Source organism: Variovorax boronicumulans, assembly GCF_029892485.1.
GTDB lineage: Bacteria > Pseudomonadota > Gammaproteobacteria > Burkholderiales > Burkholderiaceae_C > Variovorax > Variovorax boronicumulans_B.
Genome location: NZ_JARXVG010000002.1, coordinates 442,581 through 465,947 on the forward strand (window position 1 = coordinate 442,581; position 23,367 = coordinate 465,947).

The 23,367-nt window shown below is 68.7% G+C and carries 20 protein-coding genes; 11 read left to right on the plus strand and 9 right to left on the minus strand.

Annotated features, from left to right (window positions below):
- Positions 1-5: 5 nt before the first annotated feature.
- Positions 6-878 (minus strand): alpha/beta fold hydrolase, encoded by an 873-nt coding sequence (locus tag M2282_RS07215; RefSeq protein WP_280808088.1) that lies wholly within the window; start codon positions 876-878, stop codon positions 6-8.
- Positions 879-1,049: 171 nt separating this feature from the next.
- Here M2282_RS07215 and M2282_RS07220 point away from each other — a divergent pair, with 171 nt between their 5' ends.
- Entirely contained in the window at positions 1,050-3,203 is a 2,154-nt protein-coding gene (locus M2282_RS07220) for a prolyl oligopeptidase family serine peptidase (RefSeq protein ID WP_280808089.1), read from the plus strand.
- 12 nt (positions 3,204-3,215) lie between these two features.
- Here M2282_RS07220 and M2282_RS07225 read toward each other — a convergent pair whose 3' ends face one another.
- Positions 3,216-3,779 (minus strand): cytochrome b, encoded by a 564-nt coding sequence (locus tag M2282_RS07225; RefSeq protein WP_280808090.1) that lies wholly within the window; start codon positions 3,777-3,779, stop codon positions 3,216-3,218.
- Positions 3,780-3,949: 170 nt separating this feature from the next.
- On the opposite strand from M2282_RS07225, the gene M2282_RS07230 reads away from it, so the two are divergent.
- A complete protein-coding gene (locus tag M2282_RS07230) occupies positions 3,950-5,422 on the plus strand; it encodes a glycosyltransferase family 2 protein (RefSeq protein WP_280808091.1) in 1,473 nt (490 codons plus the stop codon).
- A 28-nt stretch (positions 5,423-5,450) separates the two neighbouring features.
- On the opposite strand, the gene M2282_RS07235 is transcribed toward M2282_RS07230, so the two are convergent.
- Complete coding sequence (locus tag M2282_RS07235) at positions 5,451-6,275, minus strand: DODA-type extradiol aromatic ring-opening family dioxygenase (protein ID WP_280808092.1); 825 nt, start codon at positions 6,273-6,275, stop codon at positions 5,451-5,453.
- A gap of 99 nt (positions 6,276-6,374) precedes the next feature.
- Here M2282_RS07235 and M2282_RS07240 point away from each other — a divergent pair, with 99 nt between their 5' ends.
- Positions 6,375-7,310, plus strand: a complete 936-nt coding sequence (locus M2282_RS07240; protein ID WP_280808093.1) for a LysR family transcriptional regulator — start codon at positions 6,375-6,377, stop codon at positions 7,308-7,310.
- Positions 7,311-7,337: 27 nt separating this feature from the next.
- Entirely contained in the window at positions 7,338-9,236 is a 1,899-nt protein-coding gene (locus tag M2282_RS07245; RefSeq protein ID WP_280808094.1) for an ABC transporter ATP-binding protein, read from the plus strand.
- A gap of 6 nt (positions 9,237-9,242) precedes the next feature.
- On the opposite strand, the gene M2282_RS07250 is transcribed toward M2282_RS07245, so the two are convergent.
- Complete coding sequence (locus M2282_RS07250; RefSeq protein ID WP_280808095.1) at positions 9,243-9,671, minus strand: VOC family protein; 429 nt, start codon at positions 9,669-9,671, stop codon at positions 9,243-9,245.
- Between the two features lie 83 nt (positions 9,672-9,754).
- Between M2282_RS07250 and M2282_RS07255 the strand changes: the two genes are divergently transcribed.
- Entirely contained in the window at positions 9,755-10,336 is a 582-nt protein-coding gene (locus tag M2282_RS07255) for a TetR/AcrR family transcriptional regulator (protein ID WP_280808096.1), read from the plus strand.
- A gap of 7 nt (positions 10,337-10,343) precedes the next feature.
- On the opposite strand, the gene tssF is transcribed toward M2282_RS07255, so the two are convergent.
- Both tssF and tssE read right to left on the minus strand, forming a co-directional pair.
- Positions 10,344-12,224, minus strand: coding sequence for a type VI secretion system baseplate subunit TssF (tssF, locus tag M2282_RS07260; protein WP_280808097.1), 1,881 nt, complete (start codon positions 12,222-12,224; stop codon positions 10,344-10,346).
- Positions 12,225-12,268: 44 nt separating this feature from the next.
- Positions 12,269-12,856, minus strand: coding sequence for a type VI secretion system baseplate subunit TssE (tssE, locus tag M2282_RS07265; protein WP_280808098.1), 588 nt, complete (start codon positions 12,854-12,856; stop codon positions 12,269-12,271).
- 458 nt (positions 12,857-13,314) lie between these two features.
- Between tssE and M2282_RS07270 the strand changes: the two genes are divergently transcribed.
- From M2282_RS07270 to M2282_RS07280, 3 genes are all read left to right on the plus strand, one after another.
- A complete protein-coding gene (locus tag M2282_RS07270) occupies positions 13,315-14,709 on the plus strand; it encodes a DUF2868 domain-containing protein (protein ID WP_280808099.1) in 1,395 nt (464 codons plus the stop codon).
- A complete protein-coding gene (locus tag M2282_RS07275; protein ID WP_280808100.1) occupies positions 14,706-16,115 on the plus strand; it encodes a GTPase/DUF3482 domain-containing protein in 1,410 nt (469 codons plus the stop codon). Before M2282_RS07270 ends, M2282_RS07275 begins: the two co-directional genes overlap by 4 nt.
- Before the next feature lie 106 nt (positions 16,116-16,221).
- Positions 16,222-16,578: a hypothetical protein gene (locus tag M2282_RS07280; protein ID WP_280808101.1), complete on the plus strand. Its 357-nt coding sequence runs from the start codon at positions 16,222-16,224 to the stop codon at positions 16,576-16,578.
- A gap of 15 nt (positions 16,579-16,593) precedes the next feature.
- Here the strand turns inward: M2282_RS07280 and M2282_RS07285 are convergent, their stop codons facing one another.
- On the minus strand, positions 16,594-17,595 hold the full coding sequence (locus M2282_RS07285; RefSeq protein WP_280808102.1) for a sialic acid TRAP transporter substrate-binding protein SiaP: 1,002 nt from the start codon (positions 17,593-17,595) through the stop codon (positions 16,594-16,596).
- A 192-nt stretch (positions 17,596-17,787) separates the two neighbouring features.
- Between M2282_RS07285 and M2282_RS07290 the strand changes: the two genes are divergently transcribed.
- Entirely contained in the window at positions 17,788-19,542 is a 1,755-nt protein-coding gene (locus tag M2282_RS07290; RefSeq protein WP_280808103.1) for an IlvD/Edd family dehydratase, read from the plus strand.
- Between the two features lie 15 nt (positions 19,543-19,557).
- Here M2282_RS07290 and M2282_RS07295 read toward each other — a convergent pair whose 3' ends face one another.
- Complete coding sequence (locus tag M2282_RS07295) at positions 19,558-20,154, minus strand: DJ-1/PfpI family protein (RefSeq protein ID WP_280808104.1); 597 nt, start codon at positions 20,152-20,154, stop codon at positions 19,558-19,560.
- Positions 20,155-20,217: 63 nt separating this feature from the next.
- Between M2282_RS07295 and M2282_RS07300 the strand changes: the two genes are divergently transcribed.
- Both M2282_RS07300 and trhA read left to right on the plus strand, forming a co-directional pair.
- On the plus strand, positions 20,218-21,552 hold the full coding sequence (locus M2282_RS07300; RefSeq protein WP_280808105.1) for a PLP-dependent aminotransferase family protein: 1,335 nt from the start codon (positions 20,218-20,220) through the stop codon (positions 21,550-21,552).
- 179 nt (positions 21,553-21,731) lie between these two features.
- Positions 21,732-22,355, plus strand: coding sequence for a PAQR family membrane homeostasis protein TrhA (gene trhA, locus M2282_RS07305; protein ID WP_280808106.1), 624 nt, complete (start codon positions 21,732-21,734; stop codon positions 22,353-22,355).
- 21 nt (positions 22,356-22,376) lie between these two features.
- Here trhA and M2282_RS07310 read toward each other — a convergent pair whose 3' ends face one another.
- The gene (locus M2282_RS07310) at positions 22,377-23,366 is read right to left on the minus strand and encodes a Bug family tripartite tricarboxylate transporter substrate binding protein (RefSeq protein ID WP_280808107.1); all 990 of its coding nucleotides are present in this window, start codon (positions 23,364-23,366) and stop codon (positions 22,377-22,379) included.
- Position 23,367: the final 1 nt, after the last annotated feature.

The following is a 23,367-nucleotide window of genomic DNA, read 5'->3' on the forward strand; positions in this document are numbered from 1 at the left end:
GAAGTTCAGCCGAAGAACTTCAGGAGCCGCGCGTTGGTCTCGGCGGCGCGCTCGTACTGCACCCAGTGCCCCGCGCCGTCGATCACCATGCCTTCGCGGCCGGGGCCCTCGCCTGCAAGCTGCGCCACGAGCGGGCGCGGGTCGGCGGTCACGTCGTACTCGCCCCAAAGCAGCAGCGTGGGCACGCCCAGCGTGTCGATCGCCTTGCGAAGACCGCCCGCCTGCGACACCTCCTTGCTGCGAAAGCGCGTGCCATGGCAGGAGATGTCGTGGATCTCGAAGGCCAGCGCATCGATGGCCGAGGTGTCGTGCAGCATCAGCGCGCCCAGGTTGTGCAGCAGCGCGGCGCGCTCGGCCTCGCGGTCGGGGGCGGCGCGCCAGTTGATCATCTGCGCCGTCATGCGGCGCAGCGTGCCGTGGCCGCCGCTGCCCAGCAGCGCGAGCTTGCGCACCGCGCCGCGCTGCACCGCAAAGCGCGCGGCGGTGAGGCCACCGAAGGAAAAGCCGCCCAGGTCGATGGGCGTGCCCGCGCCGACGAGCGCATCGAGCGTGCCGCCGAGTGCCTTGAGCAAGGGCAGCAGTGAGTCTTCGCCGGGCGCCACGCGCGGCAGCGCATCGGAATCGTGGAAGCCCGGCATGTCGGGCAGGAGCAGCGTGCGTTGGGCCGACAAAGCCTCGGCATTGCGCAGCCAATGCATCCAGCTGCCGTGGCCGCCGTGCAGCAGCACGATGGGCGGCTGAGCCGTGTCGGTGCCGAAGCGGCGCCAGCGCACGCGCACGCCTTCGTGCACCGGGTCGTGGTGGGTGGAGAGCGCGTCGATGCGCGCGATCTCGCTGCGCGCCAAAAGAGCGGCTGGACTGTCGGGGGTCGGGGGCATCGCGCGATTTTGCCGCGCGGCTTTGGACACCGCAGCGAGCGGTCGGCATGCCCTTCATAGAATCCGCCGCAGCGTTCCTGGAACGGATCGCACGCTCTTCAACGAACCCACAGTCCGCCGGCCCGTCCACGACGCCGTGGTGCAGGTCGCACTTCCCAGCTCCCCAGCACCATGACCTTGTTGAACCGCCGCCAGCTTGCACTGCTCGCGCTTTCCCATCCCCTCCTCCAGCCGTTTGCCGCCCGGGCACAGGACGCCGTCGATCTGGCCTCCGCGCTGGAACAGCCCGATGGCACCGAGGCCCTGGCATGGGTGCAGGCGCGCACCGCCGAGGCCCGGCAACTGATCACCGGCCTGCCCGATTACGCGCGCCGCTACGAGGACACGCTGGCCGCCGTGTCCGCGCGCGACAGCAACATCCAGTTCGTTCGTTCCCACCGCGGCCACCTCTACAACTTCTACAGCACCGCCGCCCAGCCGAGCGGCGTCTGGCGCCGCACCACGCTCGAGGAATACCGCAAGGAACGCCCCGCGTGGCAGGTGCTGGTCGACCTGGACAAGCTCGGCCAGCAGGAAGGCCGCGCCTGGACCTTCGCCTCCTACGTGCTGAGCCCGAATGGCGAACGCGCACTGGTTTACCTCTCGCCAGGCGGCGCCGACCGCACCGAGATGCGCGAGTTCGACCTGTCCTCACGGCAATTCGTGGCAGACGGCTTCCGGCTACCGCTCGCCAAGCAGTGGGCCGACTGGTACGGCGACGACGAGGTGCTGGTCGCCACCGAGTCCGGCGGCGGAGCACTCAGCCGCAGCGGCTACCCCCTGACGGTCCGCCGCTGGCGCCGCGGCAGCGCGCTGGCCGAAGCGACCGAGTTGTTGCGCGGCGAGCCGTCCGACATGAGCATGTCGATCGATACCCTCGATCCCAAGGACGGACAGCCCGCCGCCGCGCTGGTCGGGCGCCGCATCAGCTTCTTCCAGGGCCGCTACCAACTGCTGCAGGGCGACACGCTGTCGCCGCCGCTCGACCTTCCGCAGGATGCGACCACCTGGCTCAGCGAAGGCTGGCTGGTGCTCTGGCTGCGCAGCGACTTCAACGACGGCACGACGCGCCACCCGGCGGGCAGCGTGCTCGCCACGCCCATAGCCACCGCGACCCAGCCGGTGCGTCGCTTTCACGCGCTGCTGTCGACAGCACCGCGCCAGCGCCTGATCCGCTGGGAGCGGGTGCGCGACGGCTTTGCCATCGCCTGGTCCGACAACCTGCAGCCGCGCCTCTCGTTCCAGCGCTGGACCGGCGACGCCTTCGAGCTCCGCAATGTCGCGCTGCCCGATGTCAGTGTGGCCGGCGTGGTCGACATCCGCGCCGACCGCGCCGACCAGAACGATCTGGTGTGGCTCACCACGCAGGCGCCGCTCGTGCCTCAGAACTACGGCCAGCTGGACGTTGCCGAGCCCCAGCCATGGGCACCGCTCAAGCGGCAGGCCAGCTTCTTCAACGCCGCCGGCCTCAAGGTACAGCGGCTGGAGGCGCGTTCGGCCGACGGAACGCTCATTCCCTACACGGTGATCGCGCCTGCCGCACTGGCCATGGACGGCCAGGCCCCGACGCTGCTGTATGGCTACGGCGGCTTCGGCATCGCGCTCGAACTCGACTACCAGCGCCTGCCCGGCATCAACTGGCTGCGCTATGGCGGCGTCTACGTGATGGCGCACATCCGCGGCGGCGGCGAGTTCGGCCCCGGCTGGTACGAAGCAGCGAAGGGAACGCGCCGGCAGGCTGCCTTCGACGACTTCATCGCGGTCGCCGAAGACCTGGCGCGGCGCCGCATCACGCGTCCCCAGCGGCTGGGCATCTACGGCGCGAGCAACGGCGGCGCGCTGGTGTCGGCCGTGCTGGTGCAGCGGCCGGAGCTCTTCGGCGCCGCGGTGGCGCGCGTGCCGCTGACCGACATGCTCGAGTTCACGCGCTTCACGGCGGGGCCATCCTGGGTGGAGGAATACGGCGACCCGGCGGTGGCGGCAGACCGCGCGGTGCTCGCGCGCTGGTCGCCCCTGCAGAATCTGAAGAGCTTGCGTGAAGGCGTGGCCTATCCGCCCACGCTGTTCATCGGCAACCGCAACGACGACCGCGTGCATCCGTCGCACGCCCGCAAGATGGTGGCGCGCATGCGGGCGCTGGGGTATGCAGAGGCGTGGCTGTACGAGGAAACCAGCGGCGGCCACCTGGGCCGCGCAACGCCTCAGCTGCTCGCCACGCGCGAGGCGCTGCTGCACACCTTCCTGATGGGGATGCTGCAGCGCGGGCCGGCCGAACCGGCCGCTTGAGCGGCGCCCGGTTCAAGGCAGTATCCGCTGCAGTTCGGCTTCGCCGTCGAAGAACTGGTGCTTCAGCGCCCCCAGCACGTGCAGGGCAAAGAACACGTAGAACACGTAGCCGGCCCAGGTGTGCACGCCGCCCAGCACCGTGTGCCATGTTTCCTTGAGCGCCGGCTCGATGCCCGAGATCCATCCGATGCGCGGCCATTCGAAGAGACCGAAGAGCTGCATGGGGTGCGTGGCCGCGTCTTTCCAGGCCGAATCGTGCATCCAGCCCGACAGCGGCAGCAGGACCATCAGCAGGTAGAGCACGCCGTGCGCGGCATGCGCGCCGAAGCGCTCGATGCGTCCGTACGAGCCGGGCATGGCCGGCGGCCGGTGGGTCGCGCGCCACAGGATGCGCAGGATCACCAGCCCCAGCACCGTGATGCCGGTCGACTTGTGGGTGTCGATGACGGGGCGCACCCACTCTTCGGGGTAGTAGTTCACGAGCAGGATCAAGGCGATGTTGATCGCCATGAGCAGCGCGATCGCCCAGTGCAGCGCGATGGCGGTTCTGGTGTAGCGGTTCTTTTGTTCGGGCATGGGGGAATTTTCGGGGCTGGACGCACTCAGTCTTCGGCGCGCTCGATTGTCCCGGCATTGCCCGGGCCTTCCTGGCGCCTTGAAACCGTTGGTCGGGTTCTTGCGTACTTCGTTTGCCGACCACACGCAGCCTTTTCAGTTTCCGCAGCTTTCGTCTCCGCAGCTTTCTTTTGAACGATTCACTCCAACGCGCGTTCGTGGCCGCATCGCCGCGGCTTTCCCCGTCCGCCACGCCGCTGCGAAGCTGGCTGATCCACGGCGGCGTGCTCGCGCTCTGGGCGCTGCTGTTCGCCATGGCGTTTCGCATCGGCAACGTGCGGGCCTGGTCGGTGGGCGTGGCCTATGTGCTTTACGACACCGTGCTGCTGCTGTTCGTGGGCTGGAAGACCTTGCCCATCCTGCGGGCCCTGCCGCGGCCCCCTGCCCCCGAAAACCGCGCGCACCGCACCACGCTGGGCGTGATCGTCGCCTCGCACAACGAGGCCGCGGTGCTGCCGGTCACGCTGGCCGCGCTGCTCGGGCAAAGCGACCGGCCCGACCGCATCGTGATCGCGGACGACGGCTCCACCGACGCTACCGCCGAACTGCTCGCCGCGCACTACGGCCTCACTGCCCCCACGCCGGGCGCGCTGAGCGAGGTGAGCACCCTGCACCCCGGCCTCTACTGGCTGCGCCTGCCCCACGGCGGCAAGGCGGTGGCGCTCAATGCAGCCATGCTGTGCATCGACACCGACACCGTGCTCACCGTGGATGGCGACACGCTGCTCGACAAGGAGGCCATCGGCGCGGTGCGCCGCGCATTCGCGGCCGAGCCGAACCTGGTGGCGGCCACCGGCGTCATCACCCCCGTGTGCAGCCGAACGCTGGCCGGGCGCTGCTTTCAGTGGTTCCAGACCTACGAGTACATCCGCAACTTTCTCTCGCGCTATGCGTGGATGCGGGTCAACGGGCTGCTGCTGATCTCGGGCGCCTTTGCCGGCTTCCGGCTCGACGCGGTGCGCGCGGTGGGCGGCTTCGACACCGACTGCCTGGTCGAAGACTACGAGCTCATCCACAGGCTGCACCGCCACTCGCAGGCACACGGCTTGGCCTGGACCGTGCGCGTGCTGGGCGACGCGCAGGCCCACACCGACGCGCCGAGCAGCACCGGCGCCTTCCTGCGGCAACGCCGCCGCTGGTTCGGCGGCTTCTTGCAAACGCAGTACTGGTACCGCGCAATGGTGGGCGACCGGCGCTACGGCTGGCTGGGCACGCTGATGCTGCCGGTGAAGGCCATCGACACGCTGCAGCCGCTCTACGGGCTGGCCGCCTTCGGGCTCTTGCTGATGTACCTGGTGCGCGGCAACTTCGGCGTGCTCGCGCCGGTGGCCGGGGTGATCGGCGCGAAGATCGTGCTCGACCTGGCCTTTCACCTGTGGTCGGTGCACCTGTACCGGCGCTGGGTCGGCCGACCCGGCGAAGCCCACATGGCGCAGGCCTTCCTGGCCGCGCTGGTGGAGCCCTTCACCTTCCAGATCCTGCGGCACACCGGCGCCGCGTGGGGCTGGTGGACCTTCCTGACCGGCCGCGGAACCTGGGGGCGGCAAACCCGCGTCGGGCTCGTCGATGCCGACGGGGCCAGGCGCCACGAGCCCCGGCCCTGATCTTCACCGCAACCCGCCTCTCGCTCCTTCAGACCGCGCCGAAGCGGTAGCTCGACACCACCAGTCCGCCCATGAAGGCGTCCTCGTGGTACACGCGCTCGCCGACGTCGGCTTCGGCCGCACCGACCGCGACCATCAGCGGAATCAGGTGCTCCTCGCGCGGATGCGCCATGCGCGCGGCGGGCGCCGCTTCCCAGTTCTTCAGCTGCGCGGCGCGCTCGGCCGGCGCGCCCTTCACCACCGCCGCATCGAGCCAGTCGTCGAAGGCCTTCGACACGCCATGCGCCTGCGGGCCGAAGTTGCGCAGGTTGTGATAGCTCAAGCCGCTGCCGACGATCAGCACGTCCTCGTCGCGCAAGGGTGCGAGCGCGCGGCCCAGCGCGAGATGCTCGGCCGCATCGAGCCCGCGGCGCAGCGACAGCTGCACCACCGGCACATCGGCCTTCGGGTAGATCGCGGCCATCGGCGCGAACATGCCGTGGTCGTAGCCGCGCTCCGGGTCGATCTGCACCGGCAGGCCCGCCGCGGCGATGAGCGACTGCACGCGCTGCGCGAGCTCGGGCGAGCCGGGCGCGTCGTAGTGCACCTCGTAGGTGTGGGCCGGGAAGCCGCCGTAGTCGTAGATCATGGGCGGCTTCGGGTTGCCCTGCACCGTGAAAGCCGGCGCCTCCCAGTGCGCAGACACCATGAGGATGGCCTTGGGCGTGCGGCCGATCTGGCGCGGCATGTCGGCCAGCGAGGCGGCCAACTGGTCGTAGGTGGCGCCCATCTCCTTCTTCATCCAGGGCCAGGGGCCGCCGCCGTGGGAGATGAAGTACGTGGGGAGACGGGATGTGGTGTTGTCGTGGGTCAAGTCGATGCTCCTTCAAGCGTTGGATCGACTGTAGACATTTCCTGCAAAGAAATCGACAGGCTACGATGCATGGAATCGTTTCTCCGGAGGAAATCATCCATGGACCGCATGACCAGCCTGCGCGTATTCCGCGAGGTCGTCGAGGCCGGCAGCTTCACGGCGGCGGCTGGACGGCTTTCGATGTCGCCGCCCATGGCGAGCAAGCATGTGGCGCAGCTCGAGAAGTCGCTCGGCGCGCGCCTCCTGCACCGCTCCAGCCGCCACCTGAGCCTGACCGAAGCCGGCACCGCCTGGTACGAGCAGAGCCGCCGCGCGCTCGACCTGCTCGATGCGGCCGAGGCTGCGATCGGCCAAACGAGCGAGGCGCCGCGCGGCCAGCTCAAGGTGAGCGCGCCGGTGTGGTGCGCCACGCCACGCTTCGCGCGCGTGCTCGCCGATTACCGAGAGCGCTTTCCGGAAGTGCTGGTCGACATGCACCTGGAGAACCGCAAGGTCGATCTGGCTGCCGACGGCTACGACCTCGCCTTGCGCGCCACGCAGGAGCCCTCGCCCGCGCTGATCGCGCGGCCGCTGTGCCGCGTGCCTTTTCACCTCGTGGGCACGCCCGAGTATCTGAAGCGCATGGGCGGGTGCCCCGCGCTGCCGGCTGACCTGTCGAGGCTCGGCGCGATCGTGCCCAGCTACGTGAACCTGGACAACCTCGCGCTCAAGGGACCGGGCGGGCGGATGCTGCCGCTGCGCCTGGCGCCCGCGATGCGTTCGGACGACACCACGCTCACGCTGCACGCGGTGCATGCGGGCATGGGCATCGCGTTCCTGCCGCTGTGGCTCATCGACGACGACCTCGCAGAGGGCCGCCTCGTGCAGCTGCTGCCCGACTACCAGGCCGAGCCCGCCACGCTTTTCGCGGTGTACACCAGCCGCCAGTACATGGCGCCCAAGCTGCGTACTTTCATCGACTTCCTCGGCGAGCGGCTCGGCGGGCTGGAACCAAAGACAACAGCGCCCGCAGCGGCCAGGCCACGCAAGCGATAGAACAACGCACCTTTTCAGGGCAAGGTCATGCGAGCGCGGCTAAAGTCCGGAGCTCTCTGGGAGACCGTGTCCTTGTTCCGCTTCTTCGAAAAACTCCTCCACCCCTACCCCGCCGCCGAACCGCCACTGCCGCCGCAAGGCTTCTTCGCCTTCCTGTGGGCGTGCATGCATGGCGTGCGCGGCAAGATCGCCGTCATGGCAGTGCTCACGGCGATCATGTCGATTTTCGAGGCGGCGCTGTTCGCGATCCTCGGGCGCGTGGTCGACTGGCTCGGCGGGCAGGTGCCCTCGCAGCTGTGGGCCGACCGCGGCGACGCGCTCCTGTGGATGTCCGCGGTACTGGTGGTCAGCATCGGGGTGGTGGCGCTGCAGACCATCGTCAAGCACCAGACGCTGGCGGTGAACCTGCCGATGCGCCTGCGCTGGAACTTCCACCGGCTGATGCTGGGCCAGAGCATGGCCTTCTACCAGGACGAGTTCGCAGGCCGCATCACGGCCAAGGTGATGCAGACCGCGCTCGCGGTGCGCGACACCATCTTCGTGCTGGCCGACGTGCTGGTGGCCATGGGCGTGTACGTCGCGACCATGATCATCCTGGTCGGCGTGCTCGATTCGCAGCTGGTGTGGCCCTTCATCATCTGGCTGGCGCTCTACATCGGCGCGCTCGCCTACTTCGTGCCGCGGCTGGGCAAGGTCGGCAAGGCGCAGGCCGATGCACGCGCGTTGATGACCGGCCGCGTGACAGACGCCTACACCAACATCCAGACCGTCAAGCTGTTCTCGCACACGCAGCGCGAGGCGGGCTTTGCGCGCGATGCGATGCGCGAGTTCATGCACACGGGCTACGGCCAGATGCGGCTGGTGAGCGCCTTCGAAATCGTCAACCACACGCTGAGCATGGGCCTCACCGCCGGCATGGCGGGCACGGCGCTGTGGCTGTGGTCGAACGGCACGGTGGGCGTGGGTGCGGTGGCCGCGGCCACCGCGATGGCGCTGCGGCTGCAGGGCATGTCGCACTGGATCATGTGGGAGATGACCAGCCTGTTCGAGAACATCGGCACGGTGCAGGACGGCATGAAGACGCTGTCGCGCCCGCGCACCGTGCTCGATGCGGCCGAAGCCACGGCGCTCGACGTGCCGCGCGGCGAAGTGCGCTTCGAGAAAGCAAGCTTCCGCTATGCCGATGCGGGCCGCCGCGTCATCGACAACCTGAACCTCACGGTCAAGCCCGGCGAGAAGATCGGCTTGGTCGGCCGCTCGGGTGCGGGCAAGTCGACGCTGGTGAACCTGCTGCTGCGATTCCATGACCTGGAGAGCGGCCGCATCCTCATCGACGGGCAGGACATCGCGCACGTCACGCAGGATTCGCTGCGCAGCCACATCGGCATGGTCACGCAGGACACCTCGCTGATGCACCGCTCGGTGGCCGACAACATCGCCTACGGCCGGCCCGATGCGCCGCATGCGCAGATCGAGGCGGCCGCCCGTCGCGCCGAGGCGCACGACTTCATCCAGACGTTGGGCGATGCGACCGGCCGTCGCGGCTACGAGGCGCACGTGGGCGAGCGCGGCGTGAAGCTCTCGGGCGGCCAGCGCCAGCGCGTGGCGATCGCGCGCGTGATGCTCAAGGACGCGCCGATCCTGTTGCTCGACGAAGCGACCAGCGCGCTCGACTCCGAGGTCGAGGCCGCGATCCAGCAGAGCCTCTACACGCTGATGGAAGGCAAGACCGTGATCGCCATCGCGCACCGGCTCTCGACCATCGCGGCGATGGACCGGCTCATCGTGCTCGACGAAGGCCGCGTGGTGGAAGAAGGCGACCACCGCACGCTGATGGCGCAAGGCGGGCTGTATGCGCGCTTGTGGGCGCACCAGAGCGGCGGGTTTCTGGGCGAAGACCCCGAGGACGAGGCGCTGCGCGCCTGAGCGCGCTCAGGCCGGCAAGGTACCGGCCTCGTACTGCGCCGCGAACTCCCCGCTCGGCGGAATCGGCTTGATGATGTCGATCAGCACGCCGTTCGGGTCGCTCGTGATGAAGTGGCGCTGGCCGAAGGCCTCGTCGCGCAGCGGCAAAAGAATCGGCAGGCCCGCCGCCTTCAGCCGGTCGTGAACGGCGTCGGGATCCTCCACCTCGAAGTTCAGCAGCAGCCCGCCCACCACCTGGCCGCGCGCTGGCGCGGGAATGGTCTCGTGGCGGCCGTCGAGCACCGCCAAGTTCACCGAGGGCTCGCCCTCCAGTTGCAGGTGCACGTACCAGTCGCTGGTGAAGAGCGGCACGAAACCGAAGTGCGATCGGTAGAAGGCGGCGGTGCCGGCCACGTCCCCAGTCATGACGACGGGGTAATAGCTCGTGACTTTCATGGAGGACTCCTTTTTTATAAAACATACAGTCTGCATGTATGACAAATACTAACCTACAGACAGCCTGCATGTAAATTCCTGCCATGGCCACCAACCGCGAACGCACCGAAAGCACCCAGCTCGCACTGATCGAAGCCGCCCGCGCGCTCTTCGTCAGCAAGGGCTACGGCGACACTTCCACCCCCGAAATTGCGCTGGCCGCAGGCATCACCCGCGGCGCGCTGTACCACCACTTCGCGGACAAGCGCGACCTGTTCCGCCAGGTGCTCGCGCGCGAGGCGATGGCGGTCGCGGCCGACATCGAAGCTGCCGCACCCGAGCGGCTGGGCCCGCGCGAGGCGCTGCTCCAGGGCAGCGAGGCCTATCTGGACGCCATGACCGTGCCCGGCCGCACGCGGCTGCTGCTGATCGACGGCCCCGCCGCGTTGGGCATGGCCGAGGCGATGGCCATCGACGATGCCAATGCGGCGCACTCGCTGCGCGAGGGCCTCAAGCGCGCGGGCATGGGGCGCGGCGAAGTCTCCGTCGATGCGCTCTCGCAGTTGCTGTCGGCCGCCTTCGACCGTGCAGCGCTGGAGATCGATGCGGGCGCCGACGCAAAGGAAGTTCGCGCCGCCATGCGCTGGCTGGTTGAGCAGGCCCTGGGACCCGCCAGGAAGCGCTGACCGGCCCTCAGACGATCCCGCGCCCGCCCATGCGCACGGGCCACTTGGCGACCGTGCCGCGCTGCATCGATTCGAGCGTGGTCTGCGTGAACACGTTGATGCTCACATGCCGCGCGAGGTAGTGCTCCAGCACCAGGCCCAGCAGATACGGGCTCGTGCCAGAGAAGCCCTCCTCGTCCACGCTCAGCGTGCACTGCACGCCGCGTCCATAGATCAACGGGCCCGAGCCCGGCAGGCGCCGCGTCACGGGCTCGATGCGCGAGCCCACGAGGCTGTCGATCTGCCGGCGCAGCACGTCGCTGTCGGCCGACACGAACAGCCGCAGCATGTCGCGCAAGGCCTGCGCGCCTTCGCGGTGCGGCATGTCGGCCAGCGGCAGGTGGTTGAAGCCGAGCTGGCGAATGAGCCGCCATGCGATCTCGCGCTGCGCGAACGGCGACTTCGGCGTGCTCGGCGGGCGGATCAATCCCACCGCCGACACCGGGATCGAGTCGGACACCGCCAGGTCGGAATGCCCGTTGCGCGGCACCAGGCACGGCAGGTCGCGGTTCGTGAGCATCGCCTTCACCGACAGGTAGCGAAGGCTCTCCGGGTACGGCGCCTCGTGCTGGTCGACCAGCGAGAGAAACACCTCGGTGCCGATGTAAGGCGTGCGTGTGCCGTACTTGCGCGCCGTGTCGGACGCAAGCCGCGGCTCGCGGCGCACCGAAAAATAGCGGCCGTGATTGCCTTCGTCTTCGTTGAGCGTCTGGTAGAGCGGACGGAACTCCAGTTCGGCCGTGGTCTGCGCCTGCTGGCCCGCGATGCGCTGGACCGAATAGACCTCGAAGTCCAGCGGCCGCGAACGGTCGGGCACCAGGTGGAACTCGGGTTGCGCCTCATTGAGCTCGACGCGGTCGGTGCGCCGCTCGAACAGGTTGACCACCGGCGTGCTGAAGAGCGCGAACTGCGCCGCATCGACCAGCGCACCCAGCGAGCCCGGCGGCTTGCCCAGCAGCACCAGGATCTCGACTTCCTTGCCCTGCACGCGCGCAAGCCCCGGCGCGAGTTGGGTCAAGGTGAAGAAGTAGAAGCGCTCCGGGCAGGCGAAGTATTCGTGCAGCAGGTTATGCCCATGAAAGGTGTTCCAGGCGAGCGGCAAGAGCCCCTGGCCCGGCGCCAGCCCTTCGTGCACCAGCGCCCCATCGGTCACGACGTGCGGCCGGTCCATCAGCTTGCCCGGCTCGCCGACGAAGGTGGCGACTGCCGAGGTGTGCAGCAGTTCGAAAAGATGCGAGGCCACATGCTCGTTGCCTCGCAGGTAGATGGGCAGCCGGTCGAGGCCGACCAGCGCGCCGAAGCCCATTTCGCCCACGGTGCGCAGCCGCAGGCGCAATGCACCCGTCACCTGCACATGCGGCGGCAGGTAGCGCTCGAGCGCGGGAATGTCGGGCGGTGCGCCGGTGAGCCTGGCATCGACGATCTCGATGGGCCACAGCGTCACGTCCTGGCTGGAGCGGAACTCGCACGGCGTTTCCTCGCCGGCCGGCACCCGCGCATGGAAGGCCGTGCCGCGCGGCACCGCGAAGCCGCGCGTGAAGTCGCCCTCCTTCACGCTGGGATGCAACTGCGCCACCGCCATCGACGGCGTGGGGCTCAGGTAGTTGGGGTACAGCACTTCGAGCAGCCGCTGGGTGAAGCGCGGAAATTCGGCGTCCAGCTTGATCTGCATGCGCGCCGAGAGAAAGCTGAACGACTCGATCAGCCGTTCCACGTACGGGTCGGCGACTTCGATGCCGTGCATGCCCAGGCGCCGCGCGATCTTGGGGTGCGAGGCAGCGAACTCGCTCGCGGCCTCGCGCATGTAGACCAGTTCCTTGTTGTAGTAGTCGAGAAGTTGCGGATCCATGGCGAGGTGTTTCCCTGAAAAATGAAGTCGTCGTGTCGGAGGATTCAGCGCGCGGAAGAGATCACGCGCATGCGGTTGGTTTCCAGATCGACCGCGCTCTGCACGGTGAAGTCCAGCGGATAGGGCCGCAGGTGGATCAGCGCGCGGATCTCGAACAGCAGCACGTTGTATTCACCGGCCGCACCGCCTTCTTTCATGAGCGGCACCACCGTCACCGTTTCGGGAATCAGCCGGGGCTCGTAGTCCTGGATGGCGCGGCGGATGATGCGTTCGATGTCCGCCCACTTGCGTTCCGACAGGTAGCTGCCCGCGAGCGGCGGCATGCCGTAGTTGATCGTCGAAGAGGCCGCGTCGGGGTGGCGCTCGCGATCGATCAGGTCTTCGGCGTTGGTGGTGTTGAGCAGGTACGCGAGGTCGCGCTGCACGATGCCGCGCATCTGCGCAGGCGTGACGGCGTATTCGGAAGGCAGTTCGCTGTCGCGGCTCGGCGCCTCGTCGCGCAGGCGGTCGAACAATGTGGGGAGCAGTTGCGCATGGGGCTGGGCTATCGGCCCATCGGCAGGCCGATGCGAACGGGCGCCTGGATGCGCGGGATGAGCGCCGGTGAAGGAAGACTGCTCGGCAGGTCGCATGGCTGGGCCTTTCTGGAAGGGCCCGAGTCTTGCGTGGATGCGGATGACGCATTGCAAACAATGGTCACATCCGCCAGCACCTGCTGACAAAGCCGCGCAAACCGGGGATTTGTCATGAGCGCAGCGCCAAGGGTGCACCGATAGCGCTTCGCAAGTCCTACAGCATGGGCCGCTCCCCGCCGACATCGCCCGCCCCGGCAAAGCCTGATCCTTGGTTCATCGCAATCAACGAGGAGTCCTCGCGTGAATTCCATCATCTACATCGTCGGTCTGGTCGTGGTCGTTGTCGCAGTGCTTTCGTTCTTCGGCCTTCGCTGAGACCGCACCGCGCTTTCGATCCGTCAACCCTTCGAGAACGGGGCCGCTCGCGGCCCCGTTTCTCATGGGCGCTCGCAAGGCGCCGGGCATAATTCCCGCGCCCCGGCGCTGTGCGGGAGGCCACTTCCGAAGGGACCCTGTTGATCAACACCGCGCTGCGCGAACCTGCCTTTACGGATGCGGTGATCACCGAGGCGATCCGATGGACCGAGCAGACCGGTCCGCTCGACGACGCACAGGCCCTGCGCACCGCCGCCTCGCGCGCGGCCGATGGCCCCAACCGCATCATCGAACGCGCCCTTCAGCTGGGCGAACGCATCGGCCTTCAATCCGAATTGACACGCGCCCGGCAGTGGGCGCCCTGGGTGCTGCTCGCGTTGGTGGCGCTGATCGTCGTGGCCGGGCTGGGCCTCGCCGGCAATGTGGTGGGCGGCGGCGAGCGCCACATCAACGTGATCGTCGCGCTCGTCAGCCTGCTGGGCCTGCATGCGCTCACGCTGCTGCTGTGGCTGGCCGGCCTGTGGCTGCCGACGGGTTCCTTCAGCACGGCATCGCTCGGCTGGATCTGGCTGTCGCTCACCGCGCGGGTGGCCGGCGGCAAGCGCGGGCAGGCGCCGGTGCTGGTGCGCGCGGCCACGGGGCTGTTGAACCGCGCAAAGTTGCTGCCATGGTTCTTCGGTCTTGTGAGCCATGGCATCTGGTCGCTGTCGTTCGCCGTGGTGCTGGCCGCGATGCTGTTCGCGCTGGCCTTCCGCAGCTACACACTGAGCTGGGAGACCACCATCCTCGACCCGGCCTTCTTCGTGCGCGCCGTGCAGGCGTTGGGCTGGGCGCCCTCGCAACTGGGCTTTCCGGTGCCCGACGCGGCCACCGTGCTCGCCGCCTCGCCCGGGGCGGCAGGCCAGCGGACGTGGGCGATGTGGCTGACCGGCTGCATCGTCGTCTACGGCCTGCTGCCGCGATTCGCGCTGGTGCTGCTGAGCGCCGCCATCTGGCGCAGCCGCCGCAAGGCGCTGCAGCCCGACTGGAGCGAACCCTACTACCGCAAGCTGCTGGCCCGCTTCACGGCGCTCGCGCCGGCCGCCATCGTCGATGCCGACCCGGGCCGCACCCGCGGCGTCGCGCCCGCCGGATTGCCGCCCTCCGAACTGCAGGACGCGCTCTTCGTCATCGGCTTCGAACTGCCGCCCGACATGCACTGGCCGCCCACCGGACTGCCCGCCGATGCCGCGCAGGTGCTGCGCATCGACGGCAGCGCACCGGCCCGCCGCATGCTGCTCGACCAGCTGGCGCAGGCCCGTCCGCGCGCCGTGCTGCTGGTGTGCCACGCCGCATCCAGCCCCGACCGCGGCACCGAGCGCTTCCTGCGCGAAGTGCTGGCGCATTGCGGTGAATGCCGCCTGTGGCTGGCCGATGCAACCGGCGTCGGCGCGGCCGCCCGCTGGATCGACTGGCTGCAGGGCACCGGCCTCGAGCGCATCGCCGCCAGCGACCGGCTCACTATCGCACTGCAAGGACTGGCCGCCACACCATGACGCAGGAAGCCATCCGCATCGCCGTCGTCGGCCACACCAACGCGGGCAAGACCTCGCTGCTTCGCACGCTCACGCGGCGCATCGACTTCGGCGAGGTGTCGCAGCGTCCGGGCACCACGCGCCATGTCGAATCGGCCGACCTCGACGTGAATGGCGAGGCCGCCGTGCGCTTCTTCGACACCCCGGGCCTCGAAGATGCGGTGGCACTGCGCGAGCACCTCGCGGGCTTCGATGCCCAGGCCACGCCGCCCGAGCGCATCCGCGAGTTCCTGAAAGGCCCCGAAGCCCACGGCGTGTTCGAGCAGGAGGCCAAGGTGCTGCGCACCATGCTCGACATCGATGCGGCCTTTCTCGTCATCGACGTGCGCGAGCCGGTGCTGCCGAAGTTCCGCGACGAGATCGAACTGCTCAACGCCTGCGCGCGCCCCGTGCTGCCGGTGCTGAACTTCGTGCGCGATGCCGCCAGCCGCGAGCCCGCGTGGAAAGAGCTGCTCTCGGCCTATGGCCTGCATGTGCAGGTGCGCTTCGATGCGGCCGCCCCCTTCGTCGGTGCCGAGCGCGACCTGTACAGCGACCTCGCCACGCTGCTGCGCGACCGGCGCGAGCAACTGCGTGGCGTGGCCGACGCCCTCGACACCGAAGCCGCAGGGCGCCGCCAGTCCGCCTGCACGCGTATCGCGGGATTGCTGGTCGATGCGGCCGCGGTACGCCGCACCGTCTCGGCCACCGAGTTCGCCGACGCGGCCCGGCGGCAGGCGCTGGTCGCGGCCCTGCAGAAAGACGTGTTCGACAAGGCCCAGCGCTGCACCGACGACCTGCTCGCGCTCTACGGCTTTCGCCAGGGCGATGCCGACGAGGCGCCGCTCCCGATGATCGAAGGCCGCTGGACGCTCGATTTCTTCAGCCCCGATGCCATGAAGGATGCGGGCCTGCGCCTGGGCAAGGGCGCCGTCATCGGCGCGGCCGTGGGCGTGGTGGCCGACCTTGCGCTGGCCGGCATTTCGCTCGGCGCGGGCGCGGCCTTGGGCGGCGCCATCGGCGGCGCGGTGTCGCAAGGCTGGGGGCCGCTGGGCCGCAAGCTCGCCAACAAGCTGCGCGACGTGCACGAGGTCACGGTGGAAGACGGCGTGCTGTTCACGCTGGTCGCGTGGCAACTCAAGCTCGCGCAGGCGCTGGAGCTGCGCGGCCATGCGGCAACGCAGCGCATCGCCGCCGACACGCCACAGGACGGCGACGCGCCCACGCGCGCCGCTGCGGCGGCGGTGCGTGGCGCGCAACCCGCGCGCAACCACCCCGAGTGGGAATCGACCGGCATCGCGACGCGCAGCTTCTGGCGTCCTTCGCCGCAGCGCGAAGCGCTGGTCGCCGACATTTCGCGCATGCTGCTGCCTGCCTTCGACGCCTGAGCCAAGGCTTGGCTTGCAGCCAAAGCTGGCGGGTTCCTACGCAGCGGCCGCCACAAACGGTCCAGCTTTCCAACGATGTTCACCGGCACATCGAAAGGAGCACCTCATGGCCGTCGAATGCAAGCTCTTGTCCACCCCGCTGATCGGGCGCATCTGGGAAGGCCGCACCCCCATCGCGCGGGCGGACGAGTACCTCCGTTACAGCGTCGAGCACGGCATTGCGGAAATCGCGAAGAAGCCCGACTGCCTCGGCGTGCAGTATTTCCGCAAGCTCAATGGCAACGTGGCGGAGTTCCGCACCGTGTCGTTCTGGCGCTCGGTCGAGGAAATGCAGGCGATGCACGCCAGCCGCGGCGATCCTCGGCGCGTGGCGCCGCTCGCCCGGGACCCGGAGTTCCTGCTGGAACTCCCCGCGTTCGTGGACCTCGTCGAGGTGCACGTGAATTCGTTCGGGAACCGCTGAGACGGCAAGGGCCGGTCAGTTCGCGCCGCCGCCCAGCGCCTGCAGCTTCGCGTAGTCGCCCGGCCGCGCGCCGAACTGCTCGGGCGTGGCGCGCCTGGCGATGCGCTCGAGGAACGCCTGCCGGTTGACCGGCGAGACGGTCATGCCCTTGCCGCGCAGGAACTGCTCGTCCTCCAGTTCGCCGGCGATCACGCCGACGTTGGTCCACTTGGCGGTTTCGACCAGCGTCTTCTCGACCATCGCCTGCTGCTGCGGCGTGAGCTTCGCCCATGCGGCCTTGCCGATCACGATGCCCAGGGTGTCGTAGATGTGCCCGGTCAGCTGCACGTATTTCTGCACTTCGTAGAGGCGCTTGTCCTTCACCGTGCCCAGCGGGTTCTCTTGCGCTTCCACCTCGCCCTTCTTGAGCGAGCCGTAGAGGCTCATGAAGGGAAGCGTGATCGGCTTGGCATCCAGCGCGGTGGCGAACAGCTGGTAGGCCGACGCATCGGGCACGTACAGGCGCAGGTCGCGAAAGTCTTCGGGCTTGAGCAGCGGCTTGCTCGAAGTGACCTGCCGCGCGCCGAAGTACACCGGGGCGACCATGTGGTTGCCGCTCTTCTCGTCGTAGCCCTTCATCAACTCCGCGAGCAGCGGGCTCGCGAGGTACTTGCGCATGTGGGCGAGGTCCTTGAAGGCGAAGGGGTAGCTGCCAAGGCGCAGCGGCGGATAGCCTTCGGCCAGCGTCGCCTGCCCGACGTAGGCGATCTGCATCGAATCGTTCGCCAGCATCAGGGCGAAGTCGCCCTCCTGCCCCAGCTTGGACGAGGGCACCACCTCGATCTTGATCTTGCCCTCGGACTGCTCGCCGATCTTGCGCGCCGCCAGCTCCGCCTGCTGATGAAAGATGCTGCCGGGCTCGAAGACGTGGCCCCACTTGAACTGCAGCACCTGGGCCTGGGCAGCGGCGCTCGCGACCACGCCACCCAACGCCATCAGCAGGACGCCCGCCCGGCGCCACGGCAAGAAGCTTTTCATGAACTCTCCCTCTGGTTGAGAAGGTCAACACAGTGCAAATTGCGCGCCAGAGCACCAGGTGACCACCGGAAAAACCGGCAAAGGCGATCGTAAGGATTTGAAACAAAAGTGGTAACCGGGTTTGCCCGACTGCGGGCATACGATGGCGTGCTCCTTCCGCGACGCCTTCTTCTACAACGACGCATTCCCACCATGCCCGACTCCCCCTTCGAACCCGACGACAACGCCGACACCCCCAGCGCCGGCATGCGCAAGGGCCTGACCAGCTACGGCGACCGCGGCTTCTCGCTCTTCCTGCGCAAGGCCTTCATCAAGGGCGCGGGCTACACCGATGCGGCGCTCGACCGCCCCGTGGTCGGCATCGCCAACACCGGCAGCGCCTACAACCCCTGCCACGGCAATGCGCCGCAGCTCATCGAGGCGGTCAAGCGCGGCGTGATGCTCGCGGGCGGCCTGCCGATGGACTTTCCGACGATCTCGGTGCACGAGAGCTTTGCAGCGCCCACCAGCATGTACCTGCGCAACCTGATGTCGATGGACACCGAGGAGATGGTCCGCGCGCAGCCCATGGACGCGGTGGTGCTCATCGGCGGCTGCGACAAGACCGTGCCCGCGCAGCTGATGGGCGCGGCCTCGGCCGGGCTGCCGTCGATCCAGCTCATCACAGGCTCGATGCTCACCGGCAGTCACCGCGGCGAGCGCGTGGGCGCCTGCACCGACTGCCGCCGCTACTGGGGCAAGTACCGCGCGGGCGAGATCGACATCGAGGAAACCGCCGACGTCAACAACCAGCTCGTGGCCAGCGTAGGCACCTGTTCGGTGATGGGCACGGCCAGCACCATGGCCTGCATCGCCGAGGCGCTGGGCATGACGATGCCGGGCGGCGCATCGCCCCCGGCTGTGACGGCCGACCGCATCCGCATCGCCGAAGAGACCGGCGCGCAGGCGGTGCAGATCGCGCGCGACCGGCTCACCATCGACAAGGTGCTGACACCCGCCGCATTCGAGAACGCGATGCGCGTGCTGCTGGCCATCGGCGGCTCGACCAACGGCATCGTGCACCTGGCGGCCATCGCGGGACGCATGGGCCTGGACATCGACCTGCATGCCCTCGACCGCATGGGCCGCGAAACGCCGGTGCTGCTCGACCTGAAGCCCTCGGGCCAGCACTACATGGAAGACTTCCACGCCGCGGGCGGCATGGCGACGCTGCTGCGCGAACTCAGGCCGCTGCTGCACCTCGATGCGCTCACGGTCACCGGCCGCACGCTGGGCGAAGAAATCGAACGCGCCGGGCCGGGGTTCAAACAGGACGTGGTGCGGCCCGCGAGCCAGCCGATCTATCCGCAGGGCGGCATCGCGGTGCTGTGGGGCAACCTGGCGCCGGGCGGCGCGATCATCAAGCAGTCGGCCGCCGATGCGAAGCTCATGGAACACGAAGGCCGTGCCGTGGTCTTCGAGAATGCCGAAGACCTGGTGACGCGCATCGACAGCGACGCGCTCGACGTCACGGCCGATGACATCCTGGTGCTCAAGAACATCGGCCCCAAGGGCGCACCGGGCATGCCCGAGGCCGGCTACATCCCCATTCCGCGCAAGCTCGCGCGGGCGGGCGTGAAGGACATTGTGCGCATCTCCGACGGCCGCATGAGCGGCACCGCCTTCGGCACCATCGTGCTGCACGTCACGCCGGAGTCGGCCATCGGCGGGCCGCTGGCCTATGTGCAGAGCGGCGACCGCATCCGCCTGAGCGTGGCGAACCGCGAAATCTCGCTGTTGGTATCGGACGAAGAACTCGCACGCCGTGCGAAGGAAACGGTGGTGGTCGAACCGACGGCCGACCGGGGCTACAAGAAGCTCTTCCTGCAGACGGTGATGCAGGCCGACAAGGGCGTGGACTTCGACTTCCTGCGGGCGCCGAACACGGTCGGCAAGGTGCCCCGTTGAAGCGGACGGGCCCGGCTACAGGAAAGGCGTGACGTTGCGCATCGCGCGCTCGACGTAGTCTTCCTTTTCGCCAACGGGTGCCACGTAGTGCATCGCGCTGCGGGCCTCTTCCGCACCCACCAGCCGGGCGATCACCCACGCCGCGAGGTACTGCGAGGCCAGGCAGCCGCCCGCCGTCGCCACGTTGCCGTTCGCAACGAAGGGCTGGTTCAGCACCTCGACACCGGCGGCCTCGACCCACGGCTTCGTCGTCAGGTCCGTGCACGCCGGAACGCCCTGCAGCAGCCCGAGCTTCGCCAGGACCAGCGCACCCGAACACTGCGCGCCCAGCAGCTGCCGTGAAGGGTCGAACTGCAGCTGCGCCATCAAGCCCGCATCGGCGACCACTTCGCGCGTCTGCATGCCGCTGCCGACGATGACCGCATCGGCCTCGCCCGCTTCGCGCAGCGACGCCTGCGCCTCGAGCACCACGCCGTTCATCGACCACACGCGCGCGGTCGGGCTCGCGATCGACACCCGCCAGCCCGGCGTCTTGATGCGGTTGAGGATGCCGAGCGCGATGAGCGAGTCGAGCTCGTTGAAGCCTTCGAAGGTGAGGATGGCGATGTGCATGGTGCCGGATGGTAGGCACGACGATCAATACAATCAAAAAAATTGTCATGGATACATTGCAGCATGGCCCCAGCCCGGTACAAGCAGTTGGTCGATGCCTTCGCCGCACAGATTCGAGAGGGCAGCCTGCCGCCGGGCACGCGCCTGCCGACGCTGCGCAAGCTCGCGGCTCAACAGGGCCTGGCGCTGGTCACCGCCAGTCGCGTCTATGCGGAACTGCAGGCCATGGGGCTGGTCAGCGGCGAAACCGGGCGCGGCACCTTCGTGCGGGAGAGCCTGCTCCCCCGGGGCCTGGGCATCGACCAGCATGCCGCGGCGTCGGGCATGGTGGACCTGAACTTCAACTATCCGTCGCTGCCGGGTCAGACCGAGATGCTGCGCGCGGGCCTGCGCCAGCTCGCCGCCTCCGGTGACCTGGAGGCGCTGCTGCGCTACCAGCCGCACGGCGGCCGTCCGCATGAGCGCGCGATCGTGGCCGGTCATCTCGCATCGCGCGGCCTGGCCGTGAACGCGGACCAGGTGATGCTCGTGAGCGGCGCCCAGCACGGGCTGGCGACGACCGTCATGGCGCTGCTGCAACCGGGCGACGTGGTCGCGACCGATGCGCTGACCTATCCGGGCTTCAAGGTGCTGGCCGAAGCGCACCGCCTGGAACTGGCGCCGATTCCCGCGGCCGGGCACGGCCCCGACCTCGATGCGCTGGAGCGACTGTGCAAGAGCCGGCGGGTGCGCGCCATCTATGCGATGCCCACGCTGCACAACCCGCTCGGCTGGGTGATGAGCGCGAGCCGGCGGCGGCAACTGGTGGCGATTGCCCGGCGGCACGGGCTGCTCATCATCGAAGACGCGGCCTACGCCTTCCTCGCCGAGGACGCGCCCGCACCGCTGGCCGCGATGGCGCCGGAGTCGACGGTCTATGTCTCGGGAATTTCCAAGAGCATCGCGACCGGGCTGCGCGTCGGCTTCGTCGCCGCGCCCGCCGAATGGGTGCCCCGGATCGAGCGGGCAATCCGCGCCACCACCTGGAACACGCCCAGCGTGATGACGGCCATCGCCTGCGGCTGGCTCGAAGACGGCACCGTCACCCGCCTCGAAGCGGAGAAGCGCCGGGACGCGGCCGCGCGGCAGGCGATGGCCGCGGGCGTCTTCGCGGGCATGCGGTGCATTCGCCATCCCTCGTCCTATTTCGTCTGGCTGCCGCTGGCGGAAGAGGTTCGTGCCGACCAGGTGGCCCAGGCGCTCATGCAGGACCGCATTTCGGTATCGACGGCCGAACCCTTTGCGACATCCGCCCAGGTGCCGCATGCGATTCGCCTGGCACTGGGATCGGTCGGGCCGGACATGCTGCGCGATGCGCTGGTGCGGGTCAGGCGGACGATCGACGCGTACACTTTTTGAGGCGGTCACAGTTGCGTCACCGGGCAGCACTAGCATCCGCCGGGTTTTCGTCGCTTCCAAACCATCGATCACCACCATGACCACCAACGCGCCTTCCCGTCAGCTGCGCGCGGCTGACGTCACCTTCGATGGTCGTCAGAAGGAAACCGGCCGCTGAGCCGGGGCCGCAGGGGGCACGCATGTACCCGGGCGAACGACTCAACGGATACAGCCACCTGCTCGGGCTGGTGCTCGCGCTGCCCGCGGCCGCGCTGCTGCTCGCCAAGACCGTGCCCACCGGCGACCCCGCGCGCATCGCGGGGGCGCTGGTGTTCTCGCTCTCGGCCGTGGCGCTGTATGCGGCATCGACCTTGTTCCACAGCACCCGCGGCCGCCTCAAGCGCGTGTGGGAGCAGGCCGACCACTGCGCTATCTACCTGTTGATCGCCGGCACCTACACACCCTTTGCGCTCGTCACGCTGCAGGGCTTCTGGGGCTGGCTGCTGCTGGCCACGATCTGGGGCGCGGCGTTCTACGGCATCTGGCGCGAGCTGCAGCCGCCCAAATCCGATGCACCGCAGAAACCGCCGCTCGCGCTCTACATCGGCATGGGCTGGCTCGGCGTGCTGGCCGCCGTGCCGCTGGCAGCGCGGCTCGAAAGCGGCGGGCTCGCGTGGCTGCTGATCGGCGGCGTGCTGTACACCGCCGGCACCGTGTTCTATCGCAACCGCTTCGGCCTGCGGCATGCGCACGGGGCATGGCACCTGTTCGTGCTGGCGGGGACGGCGAGCCACTATGTGGCTGTGGGGTGGTTCGTGCTGTAACGGTTGACGCCGAGCGCAACCTCAGAGCGGAACGATCTTCGCGCTCTTCATCATCCGCTCCGTGAGTTCGATCTCGCTCGAAAAAGCCTGCACATAGGCCTCGGGCGTCGAGGGGCTGACCTCGCTGCCCAGTTCCGTCAAGGCCGCGATCACAGAGGGCTGCTTCACCACGCGGCCGAACACCTCGTAGATGCGCGCGGCGATCGCATCCGGCGTGCCGGCGGGCAGCGACAACCCACCCCACGAAGTGAGTTCCACGCCGCGCAACCCCTGTTCGGCCAGGGTCGGCAGCTGGGGCAGCATGGCATTGCGCCTCGAACCTGCGACGCCCAGCGCCTTGAGCTTGGAAGCCTGCACGTGCGGGTAGGCCACGGAGAAGATCGGCATGCCGAAGCTCACCTGCTGCCCGAGCAACGCATTCACCAGCTCCGAGGCGCCCTTGTAGGGCACATGCGTGGCCTGGATGCCCGCGGCATTCAGGAACAGCTCCACGCCCAGGTGCGAGGGCGTGCCCACACCGCCCGATGCGTAGTCCAGTTTCCCGGGCTGGGCCCGGGCGCGCGCGATGAGGTCCTGCAGGCTGCCGATGCCCGACGCGCTGTTGACCACCAGCAGCACGTCGGAATTGGTCAAACGCATGACGTGGCGGAAGTCCTTCAGCGCGTCGTACCCTGGGGTCTGGTACATGCGCATGTTGGCGGCCATCGGCGCGGCCGAATAGATCCAGGTGTAGCCGTCGGGCGCGGCGCGCGCGACCTGGCGTGCGCCGATGTTGCCCGCGGCGCCGCCCCGGTTCTCGATGATGATCGGCTGCCCCAGCAAGGGCCCCGCCGCCTCCGCGAAGATGCGCGCGCCGTTGTCCGGCCCCGTGCCGGGCAGGTAGGGCACGACCCACTTGATGGGACGTGTCGGCCGCCAGGCATCGGCGGCCCTGACGCTCCCGAGCGCGGGCAGCAGCGCCGAGGCTGCGATGGCGCGGCACAGTGCGCGTCGGTTCTGACTGGGGTTCATC